Source organism: Cellulophaga algicola DSM 14237, from assembly GCF_000186265.1.
Taxonomy (GTDB): domain Bacteria; phylum Bacteroidota; class Bacteroidia; order Flavobacteriales; family Flavobacteriaceae; genus Cellulophaga; species Cellulophaga algicola.
The window spans coordinates 2121357-2146009 of sequence record NC_014934.1; the positions used below are offsets into that span (position 1 = coordinate 2121357).

A 24653-nucleotide genomic window follows, 5' to 3' on the forward strand; every position below is an offset into this window, starting at 1 on the left:
CTTAAACCAATTCTTAATTTAAATAACTGAAGCATGAAAAAATTACACCTACTATCCTTTTTAGCAATATTCGCAACCTTAGGCTTACAAGCACAAACAGAAGAAAAATTAGCATCTAAAACATATTATGAGCAAAGGGCATTGGAAGATGCTACCTATGAACAAGAATTTTCAGCAGAAGATGAAACTGTTGAAGAAGAATTTTGGGAGGACCAACAAGCTTATGAGAAAGATTTGAAAAAGCGTGATAGAAAAGCGTACCGCGCCTATATCAAAGGGAAGCGTGATGCTTACGCGGAACATTACAAGGATTGCGATGATCATTGCCACCATGGCACACATTATTACAGTCATGCTACCTATTACTATTATGGATACAACCAAAATTATCACCGTTCTTCCAATAGGACAAGCGTAAGAACTAGCGTACGAGTGCCATCTGTACGTGTAGGAGTTGGAATTTTATAACTTAATTTCAGGAATAAAAAAAGCGGTCTAATTAGACCGCTTTTTTTAGTTTGTTATTCTAATTTACCACCATCACGTTCTGGAGAACTTGGTTCTGGCCATGTACGTTGTTCTCCTGATCTTGGATTTATCGGTAAAACCGATTTCTCACGGGAAGTTTTTTCAGGATCTTCACTCGCCATATATGCCATTACAGCAGTTAATATGGCATTATTTCGTACATCATCAAAAACAATTTTATCATAGGTGTCTAAGTTGGTGTGCCAGGTATAATTCCAGTAGCTCCAGCTCAAAGAGCTCAAAGAAAAAGCAGGGGCGCCTGCAGCTACAAAAGATGCGTAATCAGATCCGCCAGTACTAGGAACGCCTGGGAATGTAGTTTCTATATGTTTGCTAATATCCTTTGGAGCAGCTTCTAACCATTTTCCAATATAATCATAGGCGTGTAAGAAACCTTGCCCAGAAATATTTACGACTCTTCCTGTTCCGTTGTCTTGATTGAATACCGCTTGTACGTTTGCAATAATTTCTGGATGATCTTCTACAAAAGCGCGAGACCCGTTTAAACCTTGCTCTTCACTTCCCCAGAGTCCGATTAAAATTGTTCTTTTTGGGTTTGGGTAGAATTTTTTCAGCAATCTTGCTGCTTCCATCATGGTGATAGTTCCTGTGCCATTATCTGTGGCTCCAGTAGCGCCATCCCATGAGTCAAAATGCGCAGAGAGAATCACATACTCCTCAGGGAATTCTGTTCCTTTTATTTCTGCTAGGGTGTTAAAAGTAGGGACCGTTCCTAGTTCTTTAGATTCGGCAACAACTTTTAATTTTGGTTGATCTCCATTTTCAGTCATTCTATAAATTAGCCCATAATCTTCTAAGGACAAATCTACTACGGGAATTTTTTTGGTATTGGCACTAAAAATTTTGTTGGCACCAAATCCGTTAGACCATCTAGATTGAATGATCCCCAAAGCTCCAGATTTTTCTAATTCTTGATTGATGTTTCTTGACGTAAAGCCTGTTTTACGCATGCGATCTTCCCATGCTCTTTCTAAAGCATCACGATCCGTTTTCATTTTCTCAAAAGATTCTGGGGTTGCAAATTCTTCCCAATTATAATCCGGTCTACCTGTAGGTTGGTTCATAGAAACCAATACAATTTTACCTTTTACACTAGGTAACCATTTTTGAAAGGCAATAGAATCTGTTACTTCTGGTATTGTAATTAAACTTGCGGTAATTCCTTTCTTTCCCGTACTAGGGCTCCAAGCTAATTGCATGCCGCTTAAGCTTACTACGCGAGGAGCAATTAAGTCTACATGAGTAATTCCGCGTTCCCAACCGCGCCATTTACCATACTCTTCCATGCGCGCATCTATACCCCATTTTTTATAAGTAGCAATGGCCCAATCACTTGCTTTTTTCATTTGAGGAGTCCCAACTAAACGTGGTCCTACTACATCCATAAGCTCATGTGCTAATACTTCTAACTGTGAATTGTCATTGGCTTCTTTTACAATTTTCTCGACAATTTCGTCTGTAGCTTGCGCAACACTTGCTGTAAAAGAAAAGAGTAACAGCAGTACTGCAAATAGGTTGTTTTTTTTCATAATGTTCCCGTTAATTAGTTCGGAAACTAAGATACCTATTTTGGTTGCGTAAGGATACTTTTAAAATCTAAAGAGAATGTTAAAAAAATGACAGTTTATATCTCTAAAATGTGCTCTAGCTTAGCATTACCGTTCCAAGTATAAAAACCCTTGAATTACAAAATTGTCTTTTCCTGCGGTAATAAGGTAATAGTATATACCTTCTGATAAGCCCTTATTTCTAGTTATAGCGGCTATATTTACGCTTACTTTGCCATTGAATTCATCCGTATAATTTTCTTTTTCAAAAACCTTAAGTCCGTTTCTGTCAAAAATCAACATACGGTTACCATCAAAATCTTCTAACTCTGGTATGTAAAGAAAGTCATTGATACCATCTCCGTTAGGAGTAATAATATAATTATAACCTCTACGAGAAACAGGTTTTCTAGTCTTTAAAATTCCAAATGTAATGGCGCTATAATCATTGGGTATAAATTCGGTAGATGAAATAAACCCTTCTAATAGATTTCCACTACGGTCCGCTGATTCTAGATTTACCCATTGGCTTGATTTTTTTTCGAAACCTACTATCGTTAAGTTGTCTTGATTGTCCGTTATGCTTTGAAGATCACTTCGCTCATTCCATCCTATCGTAATCCTTGTGCTTGCATCCCCTTCTAAAACCCAATACTCTGTTTTACTAATAGATTGTAAATCAGATTTTTGTGCTAAAATAGTTGAAAAATCTAAAGTTCCGTTTTCAAAAAAGTAAGCTGTTTTAAAAAATGATGTAGTTTCTTCTGTGTCGATACCCAAGGGTCTTAAATATGTTTCGTCACCAATAGGAAAAAGAAAACTTTGTACGTCGGAGATGGACATATACCCATCAACCTTTGAAAAATTAGATGCTCCATTGTAAAATGAAGTGGAAATGAATTCTAGATAGTTGGTGTTGCTTGCCTTAGAGGTTATGATATCTCCAAAAATAAAATTGGTGTTATTACTAACTTTTAGAGGGATTTGAAGAAAAATGCCTTCATCATTATTAATTTCAATATCATAAAAATATGGAGAAATAGACCCGGAAATAGAATTTAAATTAGTGCCATAAAACCCTGCTAATCCAGATTTAGTATCAAAGATGCCATCATTTTCTAGCGAAGAAAAAAATCCTATTTGACCGGTACCGTGAATTTCTATAGCCCCAAAGTTTCGGAGGGTTTGTGCTGTATTGATTTGTAGCACAAGAATATTAAATACTATGATGAGTATGTGTCTGCTCATGATATTAAAAATCTAATACGGTGAAATAACATGTTCTGTCAACAAAACCAGTCATAAGTGATCTTTGGATGATGGCAATACTAAATGTTGTTGTAGTTTGATCTGTAACATAAATGTCTATCTCATTTGTTCCGGTTTCCAAAACACTCAACTGAATCACATAATTTGTGCTTGTTCTAGTTGTTGCCATTGTAAACGTATACTTTCCTGTACTATTTTTGATAGCGCCGCTTATTCCCGTTGCAGTGAAGGTACCCGTCACCGGTATAAGCTTTCCGTACGCTTTAATTGGGTTGTTGTAATATGCTCCACCATCTGTACCTACTGATATATTGTTGTTACTGTTTGCACTCACTAGATTTACAGCTTGTGATGTACCATCTTCACTAGTATGTGTGATGATGCCTGTGCTAAGACTCTGTGAAATAGTTGTTTTTGTTTCGGTAATGCTTCCTCCACTTCTATTTAATGTAATGGTATTGCCTGTTTTTGAGATGGTTTGTATTTCATTTAAGGGATCAGCATCGCTGTCATTAACATTTAATGTAATAGAATTACCCGCACTAATAGAAATATTGCCAGCACTACCTGTAGTTGATAAGGTTTGGTTGCTTGTGGTAAAGCTAGATAAATCAACTTCTACTACGTCACCATCAGCTTCAACCGCTAGTATATTGGTTGCTATTCCTGTGATAGTGCCAGCGCCATAATCAGATAGACGAACTGTCCCCCCTTCAATATCTAACATAGCATTTGGTGTGTTAGTTCCTAAACCTAAGCGCGAATTGGTACTATCCCAAAAAAAATTGTTATTATCTTGAGTAGGGTAATTTCCTGTTCCCGTAAAAAAAATGGAGCCAGGTGTGCCGGTATAATCAAGATTTACCCATGTAGCTCCGTTCCAGATTTTTGATCTAGCATTTTCACTATTAGAAGTATCAAACCAAACATCATTCTGTATTGGTTGTATAGGTGCTACAAACGCAGTAGTTACTGTATTATTATTAATGGTGACAACACTCCCTTTTTTATTTATTGCTTCAACTTTTTGCGCAACGATGTGAATACTTACCATCATTGTGCAAAAAAGTATAAAGCGCTTAAAATTTAAAGGCATGAAGAAGCGGTATTTTTTGGTTAAAAATAATGGTGCTGTGTCTGTATAAAATGTCTGGTAGCGTTATTTAACGTACTGTATTTCTACAATATCACCGGCATAAACAGCATAGTCATTTTCTACTAAAGTAACTGTTGAAGCTGCTACCGTATAATCAACATTAGCGATGAGTTTAGCACCATTTCTATAGACCCAAACTTGACTAAACGACGGTAAAACAGGGGCGCCTGTCAATGCAAATGTAGTTTGTGCAAGCGTTGCTGTAAAAGCTTCTTGTCCACTTTGAATAAGTTCAGTGGCTAATAATTTTTTGGTTGCTCCAGTTGCTTCATCTCTTACAAGTATAGTGTACCCTGTTCCTGTTCCTGCATCAGATTCGGTAGTTGCATCAGTAGAAGCACTTTCAGTTGCAGCATCAATCAATTCTAAACCGTTAAGACCAAATAATTTTCCATCGATATCAATAAAGGTAGAATCTGTCAAAACACCACCTAACTGCCATGTGGTAGTAGTCACATTCGCAGTAGTGTTTGATAACATAGTAATGCCATTTTGTGTCTGAAGATACTTAATGGTTCCTTTGTTGTCAATAACACGCACGGCACCATCAGTAATTGTAGTTCCGGGGTCAACATCAGCTTTTTTTACTACATCACCTGTAGTTTGTTGTGCAGTAGCCACCAAACCTGTTAGCATAAGGAAGCCAGAGGCGAAAATTTTTAAGTTTTTAAAGGGTTTTTTTGTTTGCATGTTATTAGAGTTTAAAGTGTTAAGAAATGTATTCATGATTATTTATTATAAAATTTGTACGATTCGTATTTTGTCATTCTGGTAGCATATGACGTCACTTTCTAATTCAATGGTGTTTTCATTTACCGTGGTGAAATCTATTCTTACCCCGTTTCTATAAATTTCAATTTTTCTACTGTCTGCTATGGGGAGTGGTGTGTTAAATTGTATTTGCCCATTACTAGCGACTATTACTATTTGTTCTTGTTCTACCACAGCATTATCACCTATAGGTCCTTGTTCTCCTTGGGGGCCTGTTAAATCTCCTGATGTAAATGAGGACCCATCAGTAGCATCAATGGTGAATGAACCATCTTCATTATCCGTAATAGAAATAGGATTAGATATATTATCGCAAAGATTCATCCATTGATTTCCATTAAATACGTAGATACATTTAGAGTCGGTGTTATATACTAATGCGCCATTTAATGGTGAAATTTGTAACATTTGAGAATTAGTAACTCTAGTTACCACAAGTACTTTAGAAGTGCTTTCTAATTCTAGGAGTGAGGCGTTGTCTATTGTACTTACATCATCACCAATTTTTACTTGTGCATAGGAGCAAAAAGTAAAAATTGAAAGTAAAAAAATGAGTACAAATGTTTTAGTAGACATCATAGCTGTTCTTATAAAGAAGCTATAAATATCACATTACCCGTCACTTAAATCAAAAAAATGTTGCGTATTGTAGGAAAATGACTATAAAAACTATAAATATTGTTGTAGGAAAAAAATTCAAGTTCTTGAGGTTGATGATGGCCTCCTTAAGAAAATTAGAAATATAGCTCTTGAGCAAGTCTAAACGTATTAGCGTGTGCTTCTATAATGATTTTTATATCCCGAGAATACCCGCCACCCATACTGCATTGTACCGGTATTTTATAATCAAGACAGGTTTTTAATACAAACTCATCACGCTTTTTACACCCTTCTAAAGTCAGTGCTAAAGTGCCCAGTTTATCACTAGCTAAAACATCAACTCCTGAAAGATAGAAAATAAAATCAGGTTTTACTGCTGTGATCAAAGCAGGGAGAGTTTTTTTTAAAAGTGATAAGTATTCTTTATCTTCAGTACCCTTTTTGAGTGCAATATCTAAATCTGATGCTTCCTTTCTAAATGGGTAATTACTTTCGCCATGCATAGAAAAAGTAAATACAGAAGTATCGTTTTGAAAAATTTCTGCAGTACCATTCCCTTGATGCACATCTAAATCAACAATCAATATTTGAGCAGCTAATTTTTTCGCCTGTAAATATCTTGCTCCAATGGATTGATCATTTAGCATGCAAAATGCTTCTCCGTGGTCAGAATAGGCGTGGTGTGTTCCTCCGGCTAGATTCATCGCAACACCATTCTCTATTGCAAATTCACAACCTTTTATGGTGCCACCAGTAATAATCCGTTCGCGTTCAATTAAATCTTCAGATAGCGGAAAACCTATTTTGCGTGCTGCTTTTTGGTCAATTTTAATATTTAATAGATCATAATAATACTCCGCATCATGAACTGCTAAAATATATTTATCATTCGGGATTTCTGGTTCAAAGAAATTTTCTTTTTTGCAGGTGCCTTCATAGATTAATTGCTGTGGCAACAGATCATACTTTGCCATAGGAAACCGGTGTCCGTCTGGCAAATGATGTTTGTATATAGGGTGACAAGCAATTTTAAGCATTTCGTATTATTTCTGTAATGCGAGTTGAATGCGTTTACGAGCCACATCAACTTCCATCACTTTTACAGTTATTTGTTGTTGTAAACTTACATGTTCATTCACATCTTTTACAAAAGTATCAGAGAGGTTAGAAATATGAATCAGGCCACTTTCTTTTATTCCGATATCTACAAAGCAACCAAAATTGGTAATGTTGTTTACAATACCAGGAAGTACTAGTCCTTCGTGTAAATCGGTAATCGATTTTATATGTTGGTCAAACGTAAATACTTTTGCTTTTTCGCGGGTATCCAAACCAGGCTTCTCCAGTTCTTTTACAATATCTTTTAAAGTGGGCAAACCAATATCTTCGCTACAATACGCATTTAGGTTTATGCTTTCTAAGATACTTTTATTTCCTATAATTTCTTTAATAGAAATACCTTTTTCTTTCGCCATGCTTTTAATCAAATCATAACGTTCAGGGTGCACTGCAGAATCATCTAGCGGATTTTTAGCATCTTTAATTCTTAAAAATGCAGCACCTTGTTCAAAAGCTTTTCCACCTAGACGGGGTACTTTTTTAATTTCTGTTCTGCTGGTAAACGCACCATTTTCATTTCTATAGGCGACAATGTTTTCTGCTAATTTTGGTCCAATCCCTGAAACATAACTCAGCAAAGGAACACTGGCCGTATTAATATTTACCCCAACAGCATTTACACAACTTTCTACAACGGTATCTAAGGAAGATTTTAATTTAGACTGATCTACGTCATGCTGGTATTGGCCAACACCAATAGATTTTGGGTCTATTTTCACCAATTCAGCCAAAGGGTCTGCTAGTCGCCTTCCAATGGAAACAGAGCCACGAACGGTAACATCAAAATTTGGGAACTCGTCTCGTGCTATTTTTGAGGCGGAGTAGATAGATGCTCCTGCTTCACTCACCACATATACTTCAATAGGGTTCTTAAAAATAATGCGTTTCACCAATTGTTCTGTCTCTCTAGATGCCGTACCATTACCAATAGCAATTGCTTCTATTTTATATTCATCTACCAAACTGCTTATTTTGTTTATAGCGCCTGTGCTATCATTTTGTGGAGCATGTGGGTAGATATTCTCATTATGGACTAAATCTCCTTGTGCACTTAGACAAACCACTTTACAACCGCTTCTAAAACCAGGATCTATAGCTAGAATACGTTTTTCCCCTAACGGAGCACCAAGCAATAATTGTTTTAAGTTTTTAGAAAAAACATCTATAGCATCTGCGTCTGCTTTTTCTTTAGCAAGTTTGAGTGTTTCATTAGATAAAGAAGGATATAAAAGACGCTTATAGGCATCTTCTATCGCTGCTTTTATATATTTTGAACTAGAGCTTCTGTTTTTTATAATTCGGTCTTCCACTTTTTCTATCGTACGCTCGTCTTCAATGACTATTTTTACGCGGATAAATTTTTCGTTCTCTGCACGTAAAATAGCAAGTAACCTATGGGAAGGGCAGCGGTTTAAAGCCTCGCTCCAATCAAAATAATCACGGAATTTTTGCGCTTTTTCATCGTCTTTTTTGGTGCCAACAACCTTGGTGGTTATTTGTGCAAATTTCTCTAATTGATGACGAATTTGATTTCTAACATCAGTACGTTCATTAATCCATTCTGCAATAATATGCTGAGCGCCTTCAATAGCTTCATCTTCATTGGGAATAGCATCATTCAAATACTGCGTTGCGATGTAATCAATATCATCATTATTTTGTGCCATGATGATTTTAGCCAAAGGCTCTAAGCCATTTTTAATAGCTACTTCAGATTTTGTATTTCTTTTTTTCTTAAAAGGCAGGTATAAATCTTCTAGCGAAGTAAGATCTGGAGCATCTTGAAACTTTTTCTTAAGCTCAGAAGTGAGTGACTCTTGTTCATCAACCGATTTAATGATGGCTAATTTTCTCTTCTCTAGCGCTTCAAAAAGTTCTTTGAATTTTACAATATCACCAATCTGAACTTCATCTAGATTTCCTGTTTTTTCTTTTCGATACCTAGATATGAAGGGAATAGTACAGTCTTGATCTAAAAGTTCTACCGTATTGACTATATTTTTTTCTACGAGTTGAGTGTGCTTTAGTAAGTAGGGGATAAGTTGCATGAGATCTATAAATTAAAAAACCTATGCAAGATAGAAAACTGCATAGGTTTTAAGTGAATTTTATAAATAGATTAAGCAACTTTTTTCATCAAATCAAAACAAGGACATTTTTTACAACGCTTGCTTTCCGATTTTTTATATTTAGAACAGCACTTACTTTTAACTTTATCGGTTTTGACCTTAGTCATTTTCGATAATTTCTTCAATGCCTTTTCCTCTTTCTTTTTCTCCTTTTTTTTGCCCACAACAAACGCTATAAGATATTGCGAGACAAATTTAAGTTATTTTTACTTAATCTAAATAAGATTAAATGTTAAATTATTGTGGGGTATCTATTGAAGCAGAGGTAATTGTAAGTTGTTGTATATCTCTGTCAAATAGATAAAGTCCGCCTTTATCGTCCCCAATTAGATTTATTTTATCTAAAATAGTGCGTGCCATTGCTTCTTCTTCAATCTGTTCTGCAACATACCATTGTAAGAAATTATGTGTTGCATAGTCTTTTTCTTGAAGGCTAATGTGTACTAATTCATTAATGCTATTAGAAACGAAAACTTCGTGTTCAAATAATTTTTCGAACATTTCTTTGAAAGAATTGAAGGTTACATTTGGAGCGCTTAATTCGGAAATTTGGGCATGCCCACCACGCTCGTTGACAAATTTTACCAATTTTAGCATGTGATCTCTTTCTTCTTGAGATTGATCATACATAAAACCAGCAACTCCTTCAAGACCTTTAACTTCAGCCCAACAAGCCATGGCTAAATAAATTTGAGAAGATTCAGCCTCTATTTTTACTTGATGATTTAATGCGTCTTCTATAGTTTTTGATAACATAGTTTTCTTTTTTTTAAAGTTACAAATTAATTAATGGTTTCGCCATTGCCTACACCTTCCGTATCCGGATTAACAAAAACTAATTTACCCTCTTCATTTTCGGTCATTAAAATCATTCCTTCACTATCTACACCACGTAATGCTCTGGGAGCAAGATTAACCAATACCGTAACTTTTTTGCCTACAATTTCTTCTGCAGTAAAGCTCTCTGCAATACCAGAAACAATAGTGCGGACATCAATACCTGTATCTACTTTTAAAACTAATAGCTTTTTAGCTTTTGGCATTTTTTCTGCTTCGATGATCGTACCTACACGAATGTCTAATTTAGAAAAATCTTCAAAAGTGATGGTTTCTTTTTGTGGCATAACTTCTTTATTTGCGTTTTCGTTGGCTTTTTTAGTAGCTTCTAATTTGTCTAATTGTACTTGAATTGCTTCGTCTTCTACTTTTGAAAATAATAATTCTGCTTCACCAATTTGATGTCCTGCAGGAATTAGAACGTCTTTTTTAGCAATATCATTCCAACTATTCTGAGCGTCACTATGTAGTATGTTTTTCAATTTTGTTGAGGTAAATGGCAAGAAAGGCTCACTTAAAACAGCTAATGCTTCTGCAATTTGAAGTGCAACGAACATAATTGTTTTTACACGCTCTTCATCTTGCTTAATCACTTTCCATGGCTCTTCATCAGCTAAATATTTATTACCTAAACGCGCTAAACTCATTAACTCTTGGCCAGCTTCTCTAAAACGGTACCGTTCAATAGAACTAGAAATAATTTCAGGATATTTTTTAACTTCTGCTAAAGTTTCTAAATCAATATCAGAAAAAGCAGCAGGAGTAGGAATAATACCTTGGTAGTATTTATTACTTAATACCACTACACGGTTTATAAAATTCCCAAAAATAGCCACCAACTCATTGTTGTTCCTAGCTTGAAAATCTTTCCAGGTAAAGTCATTATCTTTTGTTTCAGGTGCATTTGCGGTTAATGTATACCGCAACACGTCTTGCATGTTCGGGAAATCTTCTAAATACTCATGCAACCATACTGCCCAATTTTTAGAGGTAGATAATTTGTTGCCTTCTAAATTTAAAAATTCGTTAGCGGGTACGTTATCTGGTAAGATATAGCCACCATGTGCTTTTAAAATACTTGGGAAAATAATACAGTGAAATACAATATTGTCTTTACCGATAAAATGAACCAATTTGGTGTTCTCATCTTTCCAATACGGTTCCCAATCTTTTCCTTCTCTGGCTGCCCATTCTTTGGTAGAAGAAATATAGCCAATAGGAGCATCAAACCAAACATATAATACTTTGCCTTCACCGCCTGGTACGGGAACAGGAATTCCCCAATCCAAATCGCGTGTTACCGCTCTAGGTTTAAGTCCGTCATCAATCCAAGATTTACATTGTCCGTATACATTTGGTTTCCAATCATTTTTATGGCCCTCTAAGATCCATTCTTTTAAAAATGCTTCATGACGATCTAAAGGTAAAAACCAGTGTTTGGTTTCTTTTACGGTGGGTGCAGCACCGGAAATAGTTGATTTAGGATTAATTAAATCGGTTGCATTTAGCGTAGAACCGCAGTTTTCACATTGGTCACCATAAGCTTCCTCATATCCACATTTAGGACATGTGCCTACCACAAAGCGGTCTGCTAAAAATTGTTTTGCTTCTGGATCATATAATTGTTCTGTTGTTTCTTCAATGAAATCGCCTTGATCATACATCGTTTTAAAAAACTCAGATGCGGTTTCATGATGTATTTCTGCTGATGTTCTAGAATAATTGTCAAAAGTAATTCCGAAGTCAGCGAAAGATTTTTTAATAATTGCATGGTATTTATCAATCACTTCTTTAGGGGTAATACCTTCTTTCTTTGCCTTCATGGAAATTGCAACACCATGTTCATCACTTCCAGATATAAAAGCAACATCTTTACCTATAAGGCGTAAATATCTACTATAAATATCTGCAGGAACATACACTCCTGCCAAATGTCCAATATGTATTGGGCCATTGGTATAAGGTAAGGCTGCGGTAATTGTATATCTAGAAGGATTTTTCTGATTCTCGGACATTATTTCTGTAATTAGCTCACAAAAATAAAGATTTTAAATGGAGAGGTATGCCTTGTTTTTAAAAACTACTAGAGTTTATAGCTACAAATAGACTTATCATCACAATTATAGGTTTTTTCTTACGTTACTTTACTAAAGACATTCTTATGAGTAATCAAAAACCTTTAAAAAAAATGACATTAGACACTTCTAATGTTGAAAAACCAAAAGCAACGACAACAGATGAAGTTACTCGCGTTTACAAAGACCAAAACTATGAAACCAAAAAAGCTTTGGCTTTTAAAACAGATGCGGATAAGCCTAAACTTGCTTAATTAAAATAAAAAAATCCATTTCACCTGTTATAAACGGATGAAATGGATGCCATAGTAAGTAGGTGTTAATGGGGTGTGTAATATGACATTAAGCAACCATTACGGATTTGCTCATTTTTTTATTTTGCACTCTAATTCTGTAGATGTATTTTCCGGAGGCAATGAAATTACTCATACGCTCACGTATATTAATTTCTAAAGAACCTTGGGTCATAATTTCATTGTAAACGGTACCTACATTTTGTCCCATAATATTATATAATTGAATATCTACGTGGGCAGTAAATGGCATCTCTAAATAGATGTGTGGTGTTTTATCTGTTGGATAATATGGTTTATGTATAATAGCGTCTAATAATTCTGGGGTAGGAGCTTCTGCAACAGGATCTTCAGGTCTCGGATCAAGTGGCGTTGGTGGTATTGGTTCTCCATCATTATAGACAATATCTTCAAAAACTTCGCCACTACAGTTAAAGCCTAAATTAATGGCTTTGTAAGGGTGTCCTAATAAGTGTTGTTCTACCAATGTTCTATCTACACACAGCCATTCTGCCAGAACAGTACCGTATAGATCTCTAAAGTCCATGGTGTACTCTAAGTTACCTCTTTCGTTAGGATCTTCTAATGAAGGGTGTTCACCAACAAAAGCACTACCATTTAAACCAGAACCAAAGAATAAGGTTGGAGCTGCCTTACCATGATCTGTACCATTAGAACCATTTTCAAAAATACGTCTACCAAATTCTGAGTAGGTCATACTCAAAACTTTATCATCTTGATTGGTACACTTTAAATCTTCGTAAAAATCATTAATAGCTACAGATAAATTAGACATTAGACGTTCATGAACTAAAGGCTGATTTCCGTGTGTGTCAAAACCACCCATGGAGATCATGTATACTTTCGTGCCTAAATTTCCTTTGATTAATCGTGCTAATATCTCTAATTGTTTGGCAAAACTATTGTCTTGGTATTCTACGCATTGTAAATCTTTTCCACGTTCGTGTGCTTCGTGAATAGCACCTGAATATTCATAGGTAGTATTGGCAACACCTCTTAAAAAACGCAATTGATCTCCATACATACAATCACCAAAAATGGTGTTCGTAGGATCTGCTATAGCATATTGTTCTCCTGTTTCTGCAATTTCTTCTAACTGATTTATATTGCTGGTTACAAAAGCATAGTTTGTCTCATTACCTTGAAAAACTAAACTACCATATTGTCCAATCTGAATGGCAGCAGGAGATGCAGGGGGACTTATTAAATAATCTTCATAAATTTCTTCAAAATGTCTTCCCATCCAACCCGTACGTTCACCTGAAAATCCAGAAGTGGTTAAATCGGTATTAGAAAAAATATCATCTCCGGTAAAATGAGATAAACTTTGGTTTCCGTAGCCTACACCATGTACCGCTTTAAACTGGCCTTCTCCCCACATAGGTTCTAAGGACTTCATGTAAGTAGGTACACCAAAATCATCTGTTAAACGTAAAATTTTACTTTCGGGAATATATATATTTGGTCTTGCATTAGCATACAAATCATATTGCTCTATGGGAATAACAGTACTTAAACCATCGTTACCACCAGCCAATCGTATTAAAATTACAATTTTATCAGTCTCCGTGTCGGCTATAGCATTGGCTAATGGCGAAGGAGCCGAGGCACTTACAAGATTACTTCCTAGTAAGATAGAACCAGAACCAGCTAATCCCATAGCTTGTAAAAATGAACGTCTGCTCCAAGCTTTATGCTCTAGATCATGACCTTCATGCTCTAGTCCTTTATGGGGAGTTTTATTATGAGTATCACACATAGTGGTAGGTTTTTATTTTAATTGAAATTCTGGTTGTCTAATGATGTGGAGTAATAAAAAGTACAATTGTTGTTTTGCGGAGTCTGCGTAGTTGTAAATCGTCCAGCTTCCATCTCCATCAGGAGCATAATACTGTTCTAGTGATGCATCTCTAAATACATCCAACGCATTTTGTAATTGATCATCTGCAATACCTTTTGGGAAAAATTTTTCTAAAAGAGCATTTGTAATATCATCTGGATTATTTACTGTGGCTGCATTTGGCACCAGTGAATTTGCTAAATCAAAAAACTGCTCTGTGTTAGCGGTATAAAACAGCTCTAAAAACATTTCACAAGATAGCCAACGGCCAATCATGAAGTTGTTATTTATCCATTGTCTATTTCTATACCAACCTTCTACGCCTGGTTGGTTAAAAACCTCTTGTCCTAATAGCTTGCTGGTACTATACATGTTCGCTATAATACTATCCGTATAAGCAAAACCAGTTTCGTTTAATAAGTTTAAGTATAGATCAAAAGGGCTTTTGATAATTACACCAATGGCTTCATCATCAAAAAAGTGCTGACTTTTAAATAACTGTGATAGTACCGGAGCAATTTCAAAGTCATTAGCTCTAAAAGTGGTCGCCATTCCTAATATAATAGCTTCTGCATTTCCAGCATCGTCTGTAGAATCTGGATGTACAAAAAACTCATACAATTTTTTACAGATAAAGTAACTTATTTCATTTGGTCGCTGTGTAAATAGGTTGTCTATGACACCATCATAATCAAAGTTAGCCGTCTGTCCAAATATCGTTTTGGGAGTATCATCAAATTTTGTAGGATCAAAATTTACTGGAGACCATCCTATATCAGGTCTATCTACGTAACCCGTAAGTGCACGGGCTGTTTCTATAATATCATCTTCCGTATAGTTATTGCCTTCTCCTAAGGTAAATAACTCATAAAGTTCACGACCATAATTTTCATTAGGGTTGTTTCCATTATTATACACACCATCTAAATAATACAACATGGCATTATCAATTCCAATTTCACTTGTAAATGTTCTAAAGTTACCAATAGAATTACGTTGTAAACAGTTGGTGTAATGGTATAAATAGGTAGGAGCATCGTATTTTCTTAATTCGGTAACAAAATGATTGCTCCAAAAAAAGCTTAATCGATCTCTTAAATTATTAGATAAAATAGCAGTAGTATACGTTAATCGCCATTCCTCATACTGTGCATTAACAATAGGACTACGGGTTTCACTATCTTCTGGATAATCTGCTCGTGTCCAATCTGCCCAAACGGGAGCGGCACTTGCAGGCTTAGCAATAGCTTCATTAATAATGCTATTTACTAAAGATTCTGCTGTTTGTCCTACTGCACTTTCAATAGTTGCTACAGAGGCACTAAGGCCTATTCTTCGGTAAAAATGTTCTGCTCTTTGCTTATCCAATGGCGTTGTGTAAGGAGTAAGCGGGGAGGTATTACAATTTATAAAGTATTCCATACTGAAGTTCTAAAATTGGTTATTTTGGGGGAATTCATATATGTAAAATGTTATGTATATTACATATAACTCAACATTAGCAATAAAATTACGTAGCAGTAGTGGTTTTGGACGCCGAAGTACCCATATTTTCGATGAAGTGCGTATTTAATAAGAAAAATTTATAAAATTTATGGCAGATCATAATGATTTTGGAAAATTAGGAGAGCAATATGCGATAAATTACCTAAAAAAAAGGGGGTATGAGATTCGTGAAAAAAACTACCGGTATTTAAAAGCTGAAGTTGATATTATTGCTCAGTTAAAAGATACATTGGTAATTGTAGAGGTTAAATCAAGAAGTTCAGGTTTTATTGCGGATTTATCAGATTTAATACATCAAAAAAAAATTAATCTTCTTGTAGCTGCAGCACATCAATATGTGACTGTAAATAATCTAGATGTTGAGGTTCGTTTTGATATTATAACAATTATAAAATTAAAAGAAGGCTTCAAAATCAACCACATAGAGGATGCTTTTTATCATTTCTAAATATTTGTTTTATTTATAACAAATTGTTATATTTGCATTTCACAACCGGAATTATGAAAACAATATCGTCTGTCGTAGAACATTACATTAAGAAAAAGCCTTTTTTACAAAGCGCATTAGCACAGGGAATTATTAATCTTACATCTCTGTCTAGAATTGTTAAACCAGAAATCGAAGCCGAGCTAGGCAAAGACATTCGCAATGGTGCAATTGTAATGGCATTAAAAAGATTATCTGATGATTTAGAGTTTAGGGCGACTCACAAAATTATTAAAGTGCTTAAAAATATTGGAGAGATTACTGTACGTTCTTCATTAACAGATTTTACTTTTTTACTTTCTGATAGTCTTTTAGAAAATCAACGCCTGTTATTAAAAGAAGTAAATAAAGACAAAGATGTTTTTTATACCTCTTCTAGAGGCGTAAATGAGTCTAACATTGTAGTAAGCAACAGCTTAGATAAAACTGTTGAGACATTATTTGAAGGGGAGCGTTGCACTCAAAAAGCAGAAAATTTATCTTCTATTACCGTTAAATTACCTTCGGAAAATGTAACAGTACCTGGGATCTATTATTTTATATTTCAGCGTTTAGCATGGGAAGGTATTGTACTTTATGAAGTTATTTCTACAACCAACGAGTTCACCATCTTAGTAGATGATGAACATGTAGATATAGCTTTTAAAACTATTAAAGATTTAAAAACACTTTAAAATATATTTTTATAGAAAGCAGTTAGTAGATTTTATTTAAAAATTCTACAGCTGCTTTATCACCTTCTGGTTTAGCAATAATTCTTTTTTCGCTATCTAAAATATAATAGGTAGGTGTAGCGTGAATGTCATATAATTTTGAATATTCACTATCCCACTTTCCTAAAGAGATAGCATGTTGGAAATTAGGTAACTTTGCCGATTCTATTTCCCAATTTTCTACTTCGTCTTCTAACCCTACTGCTATAACGGTAATATCAGACTTATCTCTAAGCTCTTTGTGTAAAGCAGGTAATTCATTTAAACAATGTCCACATGTACTACTCCAGAAAATTAACAAATAATTTTTTGCAGGCGCTAATTCACTAAGCTTTTTTACATCTTTCTCTACCTTCCAAGTAATTTCTGGTGCTATTTCGCCTAAACGCAATCTATTATGAGCCTCAATTGTTTTTATAATTTCTAGGTTTTCTGTTGCAGTAGCTAGGTTTTTAAGGTAGCTACTGTATATATAATCAGCTACTTTATTATAGTTGTAGGCTACCGCCGTATTCCACAACTCATTGTATAGGTTAAATCTAAAATCTGGACCTAAATCACTAATTTGAGCAGAAACATCATCAACATTTTTTATAACTTCTTTTTCTAATGCTTCGGTACCTGAAAGGTTTAACGGTACTGCAGTAAAAACATAGTTTGCTACTTTATCCGTTAGAAAAACAGAGCTTTGTAGAATAGGATCTTTAAAATCAATAGCTTTAAAGTAATTTTCTTTTTTACAAGCAACATATTGTGCTACTGTCTTGTAACTTTTTGGAATATATGGCGCATTTCCCAAAATAAAATGATAGGCAAGCAATCCTTCTGATTTAGCTTCATAGGTTTTTTGAATATCTGAAAGAATTTTTGTTAATGCTTTGAATTTTTTTTGATTTGTACTTTGTTCTGTATAAAAGTTTATTAGTTCTTTTTCTGCAGCATTAATTTCGTGCAAATAGGAATTTAAAATACTGTTTTCTTCTGATGTCTTGTACTTTACACCTTCATCTGTATTAAAGTCTAAAACAATATCTTCTTTACCATTGTAGATAACGTCAAAATTATACTCGTCTTGTGGTACAGCATATACCAACCGATACATTCCTGGTGCCGCATTTTTAGGCATATTTAGCGTGAATTTGCCAAATTTAATTGCAGTATCTGCAGTGTAAGCTTGGGTGCCAGGTTTTAAACGGTAGGCTATAAGGTAGGTATAATCTTTGGCAGGCGTAAAGGTGCCTGATATGGTGTGTTGCGCGTTAACACTTAATGCAAATAACGCGAGTATTGACAAGAGTATTTTTTTCATATTTCTAAATTTACAAAAACCACTCCAAAAATTAATTTGTAGCTAGTTTCTTTTCTTTTTCAAAGTGTTGTATGGCTAGATAAGCTTTATCTAGAGAATTAATAGTTTCAAAAACTAAGAGTAATCGCAATCCGTTTCTCGTTTGTTTCTCTTTAATCTTACACAATTTAGGATGCGCTTGTACAAACTGTAATACTTTTGTAAAGTTAGCACTCTGGTAAAAAGCAGATTGTTGATCAGCGATAAAATATCCTATCATTTTACCTTGTTTCATCACTATTTTTTCTAAACCAATAGCATTAGCGATCCATTTTATACGAACAGAATTTAATAGATCTTCTGCTTCTATAGGTAGTTCTCCAAAACGATCGATTAGGTCTAATTCAAATTTCTTTAAACCTTCTTCATCCGTAATTAGATTTAGTGCAGTATACAGATTTAATCGTTCTGTAATATTATTGATATAATCATCAGGGAAAAGCAACTCAAAATCGGCATCAATCTGGGTTTCTTTTACAAACACTTTCTCATGTGTATGCCCTTCAATTTCTTCGTAAAGGTCTTTAAATTCATTTTCTTTAAGCTCCTCAACAGCTTCCGCTAAGATTTTTTGATAGGCATCAAAACCAATATCATTTATAAATCCGCTTTGTTCGCCACCAAGAATATCACCAGCGCCACGAATTTCTAAATCTTTCATGGCAATATTAAATCCACTACCTAATTCTGTAAATTGCTCTAAAGCTTCAATTCGTTTGCGAGCATCAGAGGTCATTACTTCATATGGCGGTGTAATAAAATAACAAAATGCCTTTTTGTTACTTCGTCCTACACGTCCACGCATCTGGTGCAAATCACTCAAACCAAAATTATTGGCATTATTGATGAATATGGTATTTGCATTAGAAACATCTAGTCCGCTTTCAATAATGGTCGTAGAGACCAATACATCAAACTCTCCATTGATAAAAGCGAGCATTAAAATTTCTAGCTTTTTGCCTTCCATTTGTCCGTGTCCAATTCCAATTTTAGCATCGGGTACTAAGCGTTGTATTAAACCCGCAACTTCTTTGATGTTTTCTACACGATTATGGATAAAAAATACTTGTCCGCCTCGTTGAATTTCATAACTCACCGCATCACGGATGGTTTCTTCTGAAAAGCGAATGACATCACTCTGAATAGGATACCTGTTTGGTGGTGCTGTATTTATTACCGATAAATCACGAGCAGCCATCAAACTAAATTGTAATGTTCTCGGGATAGGAGTTGCTGTTAATGTCAAGACATCTACATTCTCTTTAATAGATTTTAATTTGTCTTTTACGGCTACACCAAATTTCTGTTCTTCATCAACAATTAATAATCCTAAGTCTTTAAATTTTACATTTTTGTTTACTAATTGGTGTGTGCCAATAATAATATCAACTTTACCTGCTTCTAAGCGTTCTAAGGTGTCTTTTTTCTCCTTAGTAGTTCTAAATCTATTTAAATAATCTACCGTAACCGGCATATCTTTTAGTCGCTCTTTAAATGTTCTGTTATGCTGAAAAGCTAAAATTGTAGTGGGTACTAAAACAGCCACTTGTTTTCCGTTAGCAACCGCTTTAAATGCAGCACGGATCGCAACTTCAGTTTTTCCAAAACCTACATCACCACAAATTAAACGATCCATTGGTCGCTCACTTTCCATATCGCGTTTAATATCTTCTGTAGCTTTACTTTGGTCTGGCGTATCTTCATAGATAAAAGAGGCCTCTAGTTCGTGTTGCAAATACCCATCAGGAGCATATTGAAATCCTTTTAGCGTTCTTCTTTTTGCATAGATTTGAATAAGATCAAAGGCAATTTTCTTAACTCTAGATTTCGCTTTTTCTTTTACTTTTTTCCAAGCACCAGAGCCAAGCTTGTATATTTTTGGAGGCGTACCATCTTTGCCAGTGAATTTAGAAATTTTATGAAGGGAATGGATGCTTACATATAGGATATCGCGCTCGCCATACACTAATTTAATAGCTTCTTGCTTCTTGCCTTCCACATCAATTTTTTGTAAACCACCAAATTTTCCAACACCGTGGTCCATATGGGTCACATAATCGCCAATATCTAAACGGGTTAATTCCTTTAGCGTAATGGCTTGTTTCTTAGAATACCCGTTTTTTAAATGGAATTTATGGTATCGTTCAAAAATTTGATGATCTGTAAAACAGGTTATTTTTAAATCGATATCTATAAAGCCTTGAAAAAGTGGAAATACTACTGTTTTGTAATGTACTTTTTTTCCAACTTCATCAAAAATATCATGAAAGCGTTGTGCTTGTTGTTCTGATGAACAAAAGATATAATTGGTGAACCCAGCCTTTTCTTGTTCGTTTAAGCTATCAATTAATAAATCGAATTTTTTATTGAAAGAAGGTTGAGGTCTTGTATTAAACTGAATTTCGTGCGCTATTTCCTTTAAGTTAGGATTTCCGCCTACAATTAGACTAAATGCATCAAGCTCTTTTTTGAATAATTCAGAATCTACAAATAGCGCTTTGGGTTCTGCATGCTTTATATCACTAGAAAGTTTGCTAAAAGCTTCCTTTGCCTTCTCAAAAAAAGAATCTAAACGATCTAAAAGAACTTCTAGATCACTGTTAAAAATTAGGGTGTTTGATGCAATGTATTGAAGAAAACTCTCTCTAGACTCATCTAAAAATTTGTTTTCTACGTTAGGGATAATCGTAATCTTATTTAATTTCTCAAGGGATAGTTGGGTTTCTACATCAAAAGTTCTGATACTTTCTACCTCATCACCAAAAAATTCTAAACGGTAGGGCTCATCATTTGAGAAAGAGAAAACATCTACAATACCACCGCGAACAGAAAACTCTCCAGGTTCTGTAACAAAATCTACCCGTTTAAATTTGTATTCAAAGAGTACTTCGTTTAAAAAATCTAGCGATAAAGAATCTTCAATCTTTATTTTTAATGTGTTTTTATCCAGTTCTTTTCGGGTCACTACTTTCTCAAAAAGAGCATCAGGATAGGTAACAATTACAGCAGGTTTTTTACGCGAATTAATCCGGTTTAAAACTTCTGCACGCAATAGTACATTAGCATTGTCTGTTTCTTCAATTTGATACGGTCTACGGTAACTTCCAGGATAAAAGAGCACGTCTTTTTCCCCTATCATTTGTTCTAAATCATTCAAATGATAAGCGGCTTCTTCTTTATCATTAAAGATTAGGAGAAAAGGTGTATTAGCGTTCTTAAAAGCATCTGTCAATACAAAAGATAAAGACGATCCTATAAGACCTTTTATGTTAATAATACCTTTCTCTTTTTCAAAATTGGAAATGGCAGTGTGCAGTTTCTGCAATTGCGGAGACTGTTCGTAGAGTTGTTGAATGATTTTTTGGCTCAACTTAAAACTTTTGTGCAAATATAAACATACCTCGTAAATGCATTGCGTTCATTTTTAATCAATATGAATCACTTTTTGTCTTAAAAAGTAAAGAACTTAGTGTTTCAATAAAAAATAAGAAGATGGCGAACAAAAAATTTGATGTATTTGTAATAGGAGGTGGTAGTGCAGGGCAAGCTGTAGCGAAAACGTGTGCAAAAGCAGGTTTACATGTTGCAATTACGGAACGTAGAGATTATGGAGGTACTTGCCCCTTAAGAGGTTGTGATCCTAAAAAAGCACTTTTAGCAGCTACAGAAGTTTTAGAATTCGCTAAAAATATGAATGGAAACGGAATTGTAAAATTACCCAGACTGCTTTGGAGCGATATGCAAAAATTTAAAAAGAAGTTTACCAAACCAATTCCGAAAGCAGCAGAAGAAAGTTTAGTAGCGTTGGGGGTTGTTACTTTTTCTGGCGAGGCTTCTTTCTTATCAGAAGATACCATGGTTGTCGGCGATGAAATCATTGAAGCCGATAAATTTGTGATTGCTACAGGCCTTATGCCTTTAGAATTGCCTATTGAAGGCGCTGAATACTTAAAAATGAGTGATGATTTTCTAAACTTAAAAAAACTCCCAGAGCAGTTGGTTTTTGTTGGTGGTGGGTATATAGGAATGGAGTTTGCGCATATGGCGGCAAGAGCTGGCGCTAAGGTAACGGTTATACATTCTCATGAAAGACCTTTAAATGAATTTGATCCTGACTTAGTAGACGTACTAACCGATTATTCGAAAAAAATCGGTATTAAGTTCATACTAAATGCGAAAGTAAATAAAGTTAAAAAAGGGAAAAAGAAGTTTAAAGTACATTTTGAACAAAATGGCCATACCAACCATATTAAAGCGAATATGGTTTTTAATACTGCAGGTCGTGTGCCAGCAATAGCTATGCTTGAACTTGAGAAAGCCAATGTTGCTTATAGTGCAAAAGGAATTGAAGTAAATGAATACCTTCAGAACACGAAAAACAAAAATGTTTATGCTTGTGGTGATGTTTCCGAGCATGGATTGCCATTAACGTCAATGACAGGTCCAGAGGCTAATACGGTTTCAGCTAATATTTTAGAAGGTAATAAAGCCAAGATTAATACGCCTGTGATTCCATCGGTTGTTTATACGCTACCCAACATTGCTTCTGTAGGTTATAGTGAGGAAGAAGCTAAAAAGAGGTATAAAAATGTTACTGTCAACCATGAGTCGGCAACCGATTGGTTTAATGCTAGGCGCATAAATGCTCCAGTATATGCTTATAAGGTTTTAGTAAATGAACGTACGAAAGCAATTGTTGGTGCGCATATTATTGGGCCACATGCGGGAGAAACAATTAATCTATTCTCAATGGCTATTCGTAAAGAAATGACTATTGACGATATGAAAGAAATTATATTTGCCTACCCATCTTGGGGTTATGATGTAAATAGGATGCTATAAATAACAAGCCATTCTATTTTGCCAATCGTTCTTTTAATTTAATAGCAGGGCCGGTGGCTCTATTTTTATAGGCGTGATAAAAAGTGGATGTAAATAATAGAGCACTTGCTGCCGCTGCTGCGTAGGCAATTACTGGAAACGTATCTATCTGACGGAAATAAATAGCCACAAAAGCCCAAACGGCAACTAAAGCAAATTCCCGCATGTTCCGTTTATAGGTAATCAAAAGGTTGATGATAGTTGCAATACCAATCATAAGTATGGTCCACGTAGTTTCAGATAGAAAACCACCTGTCCAACCAAGTTTTGCTAAATAAGCGGTGACATTTGCAATGGTAGCTACCGTAATCCATCCGCTATACAAACAGACTGGCCACCAAACGAAGCCAATAATTTCTATGGGAGCATCCCAACGTTCCATATTAGTATTTAGAATTATTTTAATCAAAGAACATAAGATTCCAAACATAATGAGCACGGATAATCCCGTATAGTCGTAAACAAAGGCCAGTACCCAAAGACCGTTTAAAAAATTTGCTATGGCAAACCAATAACCAGTTTGAAGGATGAAATCGGTGGTTTTAGTGCTAAAAAAAGCTCTTCGGACCTGAAAAACAGCATAACCAACTAATGAAAGAAAGATAAGCCCCCATATAGCGAAGGCATAGCCTGCTGGTGTAAACAGGTTGTCATATTGTTTACTGATTTCTCCAATAGTAGTATTGTTAAATTTAAGTGCTTGAGATATATAATTTATGACAATCACAAAGAGAACAGAGGCTGCGTTTAAAAGTGCTAATTTCTTTTCCATAAGATAAAATTAAGTGCCTTTTTATATTGTTATTAATGGTATCACTTTAAAGATGAACTTAGATCAATTATGATTCTATTTTAATCTTAAATATTTCTTCTTTAGCAATTGCATATACTTCATTTTCTTTGGTAGGCTGCAGTACAAATGTACCCGTAAATTCTCCAAAGGCAGGTAATATCATTTGGTTATTCGATTTAAAAAAGCAAGCCAGTTTTAAAAACTGTTTTCCAATACCTTTTAATTTAATAGCGGGATGAATATGTCCTGCGAAATTAAAAAGTCCTTCGCGTTCTTCGGGATGATGCGTCAATAGAAACCCTTGAGTTACTATTTCAGATACTACCTGAATATTTAATGCTTCATATCTTAAGGGAGAAATAATATCGTGATTTCCTGCCACCAGGTATAACTGAGCATTGGTTGTAGCTACCCAATTTTCAAATAAAATCCACTCTGCGTTTAGAGAGGAGTGAAACAAATCTCCTAAAAAACAAATATTTTTTGGAGTGAATTGGGTGACGATAGTCTCTAAAAGTGTAAAATTTTTCTGAATAGCCTTTTGGGGAACCGCAGCACCATGTTTTCTAAAATGTGATATTTTTCCGAAATGAATATCACTAACAATAAGAGTGCTTTTTTCTTCCCAAAAAAGAGCACCTGAACAATGTAGGGTAAATGTTTGACCATTTAAAACTATAGATTCTGTCATTCGTGACAAAAATAAGAAAAAGCCATGT

The 24653-nt window shown here is 34.9% G+C and carries 20 protein-coding genes; 5 read left to right on the forward strand and 15 right to left on the reverse strand.

Features of this window, described 5'->3' with window-relative positions:
- The first annotated feature begins 33 nt into the window (after positions 1-33).
- A complete protein-coding gene (locus tag CELAL_RS09215; protein WP_013550638.1) occupies positions 34-468 on the forward strand; it encodes a hypothetical protein in 435 nt (144 codons plus the stop codon).
- A gap of 53 nt (positions 469-521) precedes the next feature.
- On the opposite strand, the gene CELAL_RS09220 is transcribed toward CELAL_RS09215, so the two are convergent.
- From CELAL_RS09220 to metG, 9 genes are all read right to left on the reverse strand, one after another.
- Entirely contained in the window at positions 522-2078 is a 1557-nt protein-coding gene (locus tag CELAL_RS09220) for a M20/M25/M40 family metallo-hydrolase (RefSeq protein ID WP_013550639.1), read from the reverse strand.
- Between the two features lie 126 nt (positions 2079-2204).
- Positions 2205-3344: a gliding motility-associated C-terminal domain-containing protein gene (locus CELAL_RS09225; protein ID WP_013550640.1), complete on the reverse strand. Its 1140-nt coding sequence runs from the start codon at positions 3342-3344 to the stop codon at positions 2205-2207.
- Between the two features lie 4 nt (positions 3345-3348).
- Complete coding sequence (locus CELAL_RS09230; protein ID WP_041557674.1) at positions 3349-4422, reverse strand: hypothetical protein; 1074 nt, start codon at positions 4420-4422, stop codon at positions 3349-3351.
- Between the two features lie 102 nt (positions 4423-4524).
- Positions 4525-5211, reverse strand: coding sequence for a hypothetical protein (locus CELAL_RS09235; RefSeq protein ID WP_148229667.1), 687 nt, complete (start codon positions 5209-5211; stop codon positions 4525-4527).
- Between the two features lie 45 nt (positions 5212-5256).
- Entirely contained in the window at positions 5257-5871 is a 615-nt protein-coding gene (locus CELAL_RS09240; protein WP_148229668.1) for a hypothetical protein, read from the reverse strand.
- 155 nt (positions 5872-6026) lie between these two features.
- Complete coding sequence (locus CELAL_RS09245; protein WP_013550644.1) at positions 6027-6929, reverse strand: histone deacetylase family protein; 903 nt, start codon at positions 6927-6929, stop codon at positions 6027-6029.
- 6 nt (positions 6930-6935) lie between these two features.
- On the reverse strand, positions 6936-9059 hold the full coding sequence (locus tag CELAL_RS09250) for a Tex family protein (protein WP_013550645.1): 2124 nt from the start codon (positions 9057-9059) through the stop codon (positions 6936-6938).
- A gap of 318 nt (positions 9060-9377) precedes the next feature.
- Positions 9378-9896 carry a ferritin gene (locus CELAL_RS09255; protein ID WP_013550646.1) on the reverse strand — a complete coding sequence of 173 codons (519 nt, stop codon included), beginning with the start codon at positions 9894-9896 and terminating at the stop codon, positions 9378-9380.
- 26 nt (positions 9897-9922) lie between these two features.
- On the reverse strand, positions 9923-11992 hold the full coding sequence (metG, locus tag CELAL_RS09260) for a methionine--tRNA ligase (protein ID WP_013550647.1): 2070 nt from the start codon (positions 11990-11992) through the stop codon (positions 9923-9925).
- A 146-nt stretch (positions 11993-12138) separates the two neighbouring features.
- Between metG and CELAL_RS22365 the strand changes: the two genes are divergently transcribed.
- Positions 12139-12306, forward strand: coding sequence for a hypothetical protein (locus CELAL_RS22365; protein ID WP_013550648.1), 168 nt, complete (start codon positions 12139-12141; stop codon positions 12304-12306).
- 88 nt (positions 12307-12394) lie between these two features.
- Here CELAL_RS22365 and CELAL_RS09265 read toward each other — a convergent pair whose 3' ends face one another.
- Both CELAL_RS09265 and CELAL_RS09270 read right to left on the reverse strand, forming a co-directional pair.
- A complete protein-coding gene (locus CELAL_RS09265; protein WP_013550649.1) occupies positions 12395-14125 on the reverse strand; it encodes a DUF1501 domain-containing protein in 1731 nt (576 codons plus the stop codon).
- A 12-nt stretch (positions 14126-14137) separates the two neighbouring features.
- Positions 14138-15628, reverse strand: a complete 1491-nt coding sequence (locus CELAL_RS09270; protein WP_013550650.1) for a DUF1800 domain-containing protein — start codon at positions 15626-15628, stop codon at positions 14138-14140.
- Positions 15629-15800: 172 nt separating this feature from the next.
- Here CELAL_RS09270 and CELAL_RS09275 point away from each other — a divergent pair, with 172 nt between their 5' ends.
- Positions 15801-16160, forward strand: coding sequence for a YraN family protein (locus CELAL_RS09275; protein WP_013550651.1), 360 nt, complete (start codon positions 15801-15803; stop codon positions 16158-16160).
- Positions 16161-16213: 53 nt separating this feature from the next.
- Positions 16214-16873 carry an aspartate kinase gene (locus CELAL_RS09280; protein ID WP_041557675.1) on the forward strand — a complete coding sequence of 220 codons (660 nt, stop codon included), beginning with the start codon at positions 16214-16216 and terminating at the stop codon, positions 16871-16873.
- Positions 16874-16895: 22 nt separating this feature from the next.
- On the opposite strand, the gene CELAL_RS09285 is transcribed toward CELAL_RS09280, so the two are convergent.
- Both CELAL_RS09285 and mfd read right to left on the reverse strand, forming a co-directional pair.
- Entirely contained in the window at positions 16896-18221 is a 1326-nt protein-coding gene (locus tag CELAL_RS09285) for a TlpA family protein disulfide reductase (RefSeq protein ID WP_013550653.1), read from the reverse strand.
- 31 nt (positions 18222-18252) lie between these two features.
- On the reverse strand, positions 18253-21630 hold the full coding sequence (gene mfd, locus CELAL_RS09290) for a transcription-repair coupling factor (RefSeq protein WP_013550654.1): 3378 nt from the start codon (positions 21628-21630) through the stop codon (positions 18253-18255).
- Between the two features lie 122 nt (positions 21631-21752).
- Here mfd and CELAL_RS09295 point away from each other — a divergent pair, with 122 nt between their 5' ends.
- A complete protein-coding gene (locus CELAL_RS09295; RefSeq protein ID WP_013550655.1) occupies positions 21753-23102 on the forward strand; it encodes a dihydrolipoyl dehydrogenase family protein in 1350 nt (449 codons plus the stop codon).
- A 13-nt stretch (positions 23103-23115) separates the two neighbouring features.
- Here the strand turns inward: CELAL_RS09295 and CELAL_RS09300 are convergent, their stop codons facing one another.
- Positions 23116-23913, reverse strand: coding sequence for a hypothetical protein (locus tag CELAL_RS09300; RefSeq protein WP_013550656.1), 798 nt, complete (start codon positions 23911-23913; stop codon positions 23116-23118).
- Positions 23914-23980: 67 nt separating this feature from the next.
- Positions 23981-24625, reverse strand: a complete 645-nt coding sequence (gene pdeM, locus CELAL_RS09305; RefSeq protein WP_013550657.1) for a ligase-associated DNA damage response endonuclease PdeM — start codon at positions 24623-24625, stop codon at positions 23981-23983.
- Positions 24626-24653 lie beyond the last annotated feature (28 nt).

What these genes read in the sequence shown, in the direction of transcription:
- CELAL_RS09295 (WP_013550655.1), top strand. Translation starts at nt 21,753, where the DNA reads ATGGCGAACAAAAAATTTGATGTATTTGTAATAGGAGGTGGTAGTGCA.
- CELAL_RS09245 (WP_013550644.1), bottom strand. Translation starts at nt 6,929, where the DNA reads ATGCTTAAAATTGCTTGTCACCCTATATACAAACATCATTTGCCAGAC.
- CELAL_RS09230 (WP_041557674.1), bottom strand. Translation starts at nt 4,422, where the DNA reads ATGATGGTAAGTATTCACATCGTTGCGCAAAAAGTTGAAGCAATAAAT.
- CELAL_RS09270 (WP_013550650.1), bottom strand. Translation starts at nt 15,628, where the DNA reads ATGGAATACTTTATAAATTGTAATACCTCCCCGCTTACTCCTTACACA.
- CELAL_RS09285 (WP_013550653.1), bottom strand. Translation starts at nt 18,221, where the DNA reads ATGAAAAAAATACTCTTGTCAATACTCGCGTTATTTGCATTAAGTGTT.
- metG (WP_013550647.1), bottom strand. Translation starts at nt 11,992, where the DNA reads ATGTCCGAGAATCAGAAAAATCCTTCTAGATATACAATTACCGCAGCC.
- CELAL_RS09215 (WP_013550638.1), top strand. Translation starts at nt 34, where the DNA reads ATGAAAAAATTACACCTACTATCCTTTTTAGCAATATTCGCAACCTTA.
- pdeM (WP_013550657.1), bottom strand. Translation starts at nt 24,625, where the DNA reads ATGACAGAATCTATAGTTTTAAATGGTCAAACATTTACCCTACATTGT.
- CELAL_RS09280 (WP_041557675.1), top strand. Translation starts at nt 16,214, where the DNA reads ATGAAAACAATATCGTCTGTCGTAGAACATTACATTAAGAAAAAGCCT.
- CELAL_RS22365 (WP_013550648.1), top strand. Translation starts at nt 12,139, where the DNA reads ATGAGTAATCAAAAACCTTTAAAAAAAATGACATTAGACACTTCTAAT.
- CELAL_RS09300 (WP_013550656.1), bottom strand. Translation starts at nt 23,913, where the DNA reads ATGGAAAAGAAATTAGCACTTTTAAACGCAGCCTCTGTTCTCTTTGTG.
- CELAL_RS09220 (WP_013550639.1), bottom strand. Translation starts at nt 2,078, where the DNA reads ATGAAAAAAAACAACCTATTTGCAGTACTGCTGTTACTCTTTTCTTTT.
- CELAL_RS09225 (WP_013550640.1), bottom strand. Translation starts at nt 3,344, where the DNA reads ATGAGCAGACACATACTCATCATAGTATTTAATATTCTTGTGCTACAA.
- CELAL_RS09240 (WP_148229668.1), bottom strand. Translation starts at nt 5,871, where the DNA reads ATGATGTCTACTAAAACATTTGTACTCATTTTTTTACTTTCAATTTTT.
- CELAL_RS09275 (WP_013550651.1), top strand. Translation starts at nt 15,801, where the DNA reads ATGGCAGATCATAATGATTTTGGAAAATTAGGAGAGCAATATGCGATA.
- CELAL_RS09235 (WP_148229667.1), bottom strand. Translation starts at nt 5,211, where the DNA reads ATGCAAACAAAAAAACCCTTTAAAAACTTAAAAATTTTCGCCTCTGGC.
- CELAL_RS09250 (WP_013550645.1), bottom strand. Translation starts at nt 9,059, where the DNA reads ATGCAACTTATCCCCTACTTACTAAAGCACACTCAACTCGTAGAAAAA.
- CELAL_RS09255 (WP_013550646.1), bottom strand. Translation starts at nt 9,896, where the DNA reads ATGTTATCAAAAACTATAGAAGACGCATTAAATCATCAAGTAAAAATA.
- CELAL_RS09265 (WP_013550649.1), bottom strand. Translation starts at nt 14,125, where the DNA reads ATGTGTGATACTCATAATAAAACTCCCCATAAAGGACTAGAGCATGAA.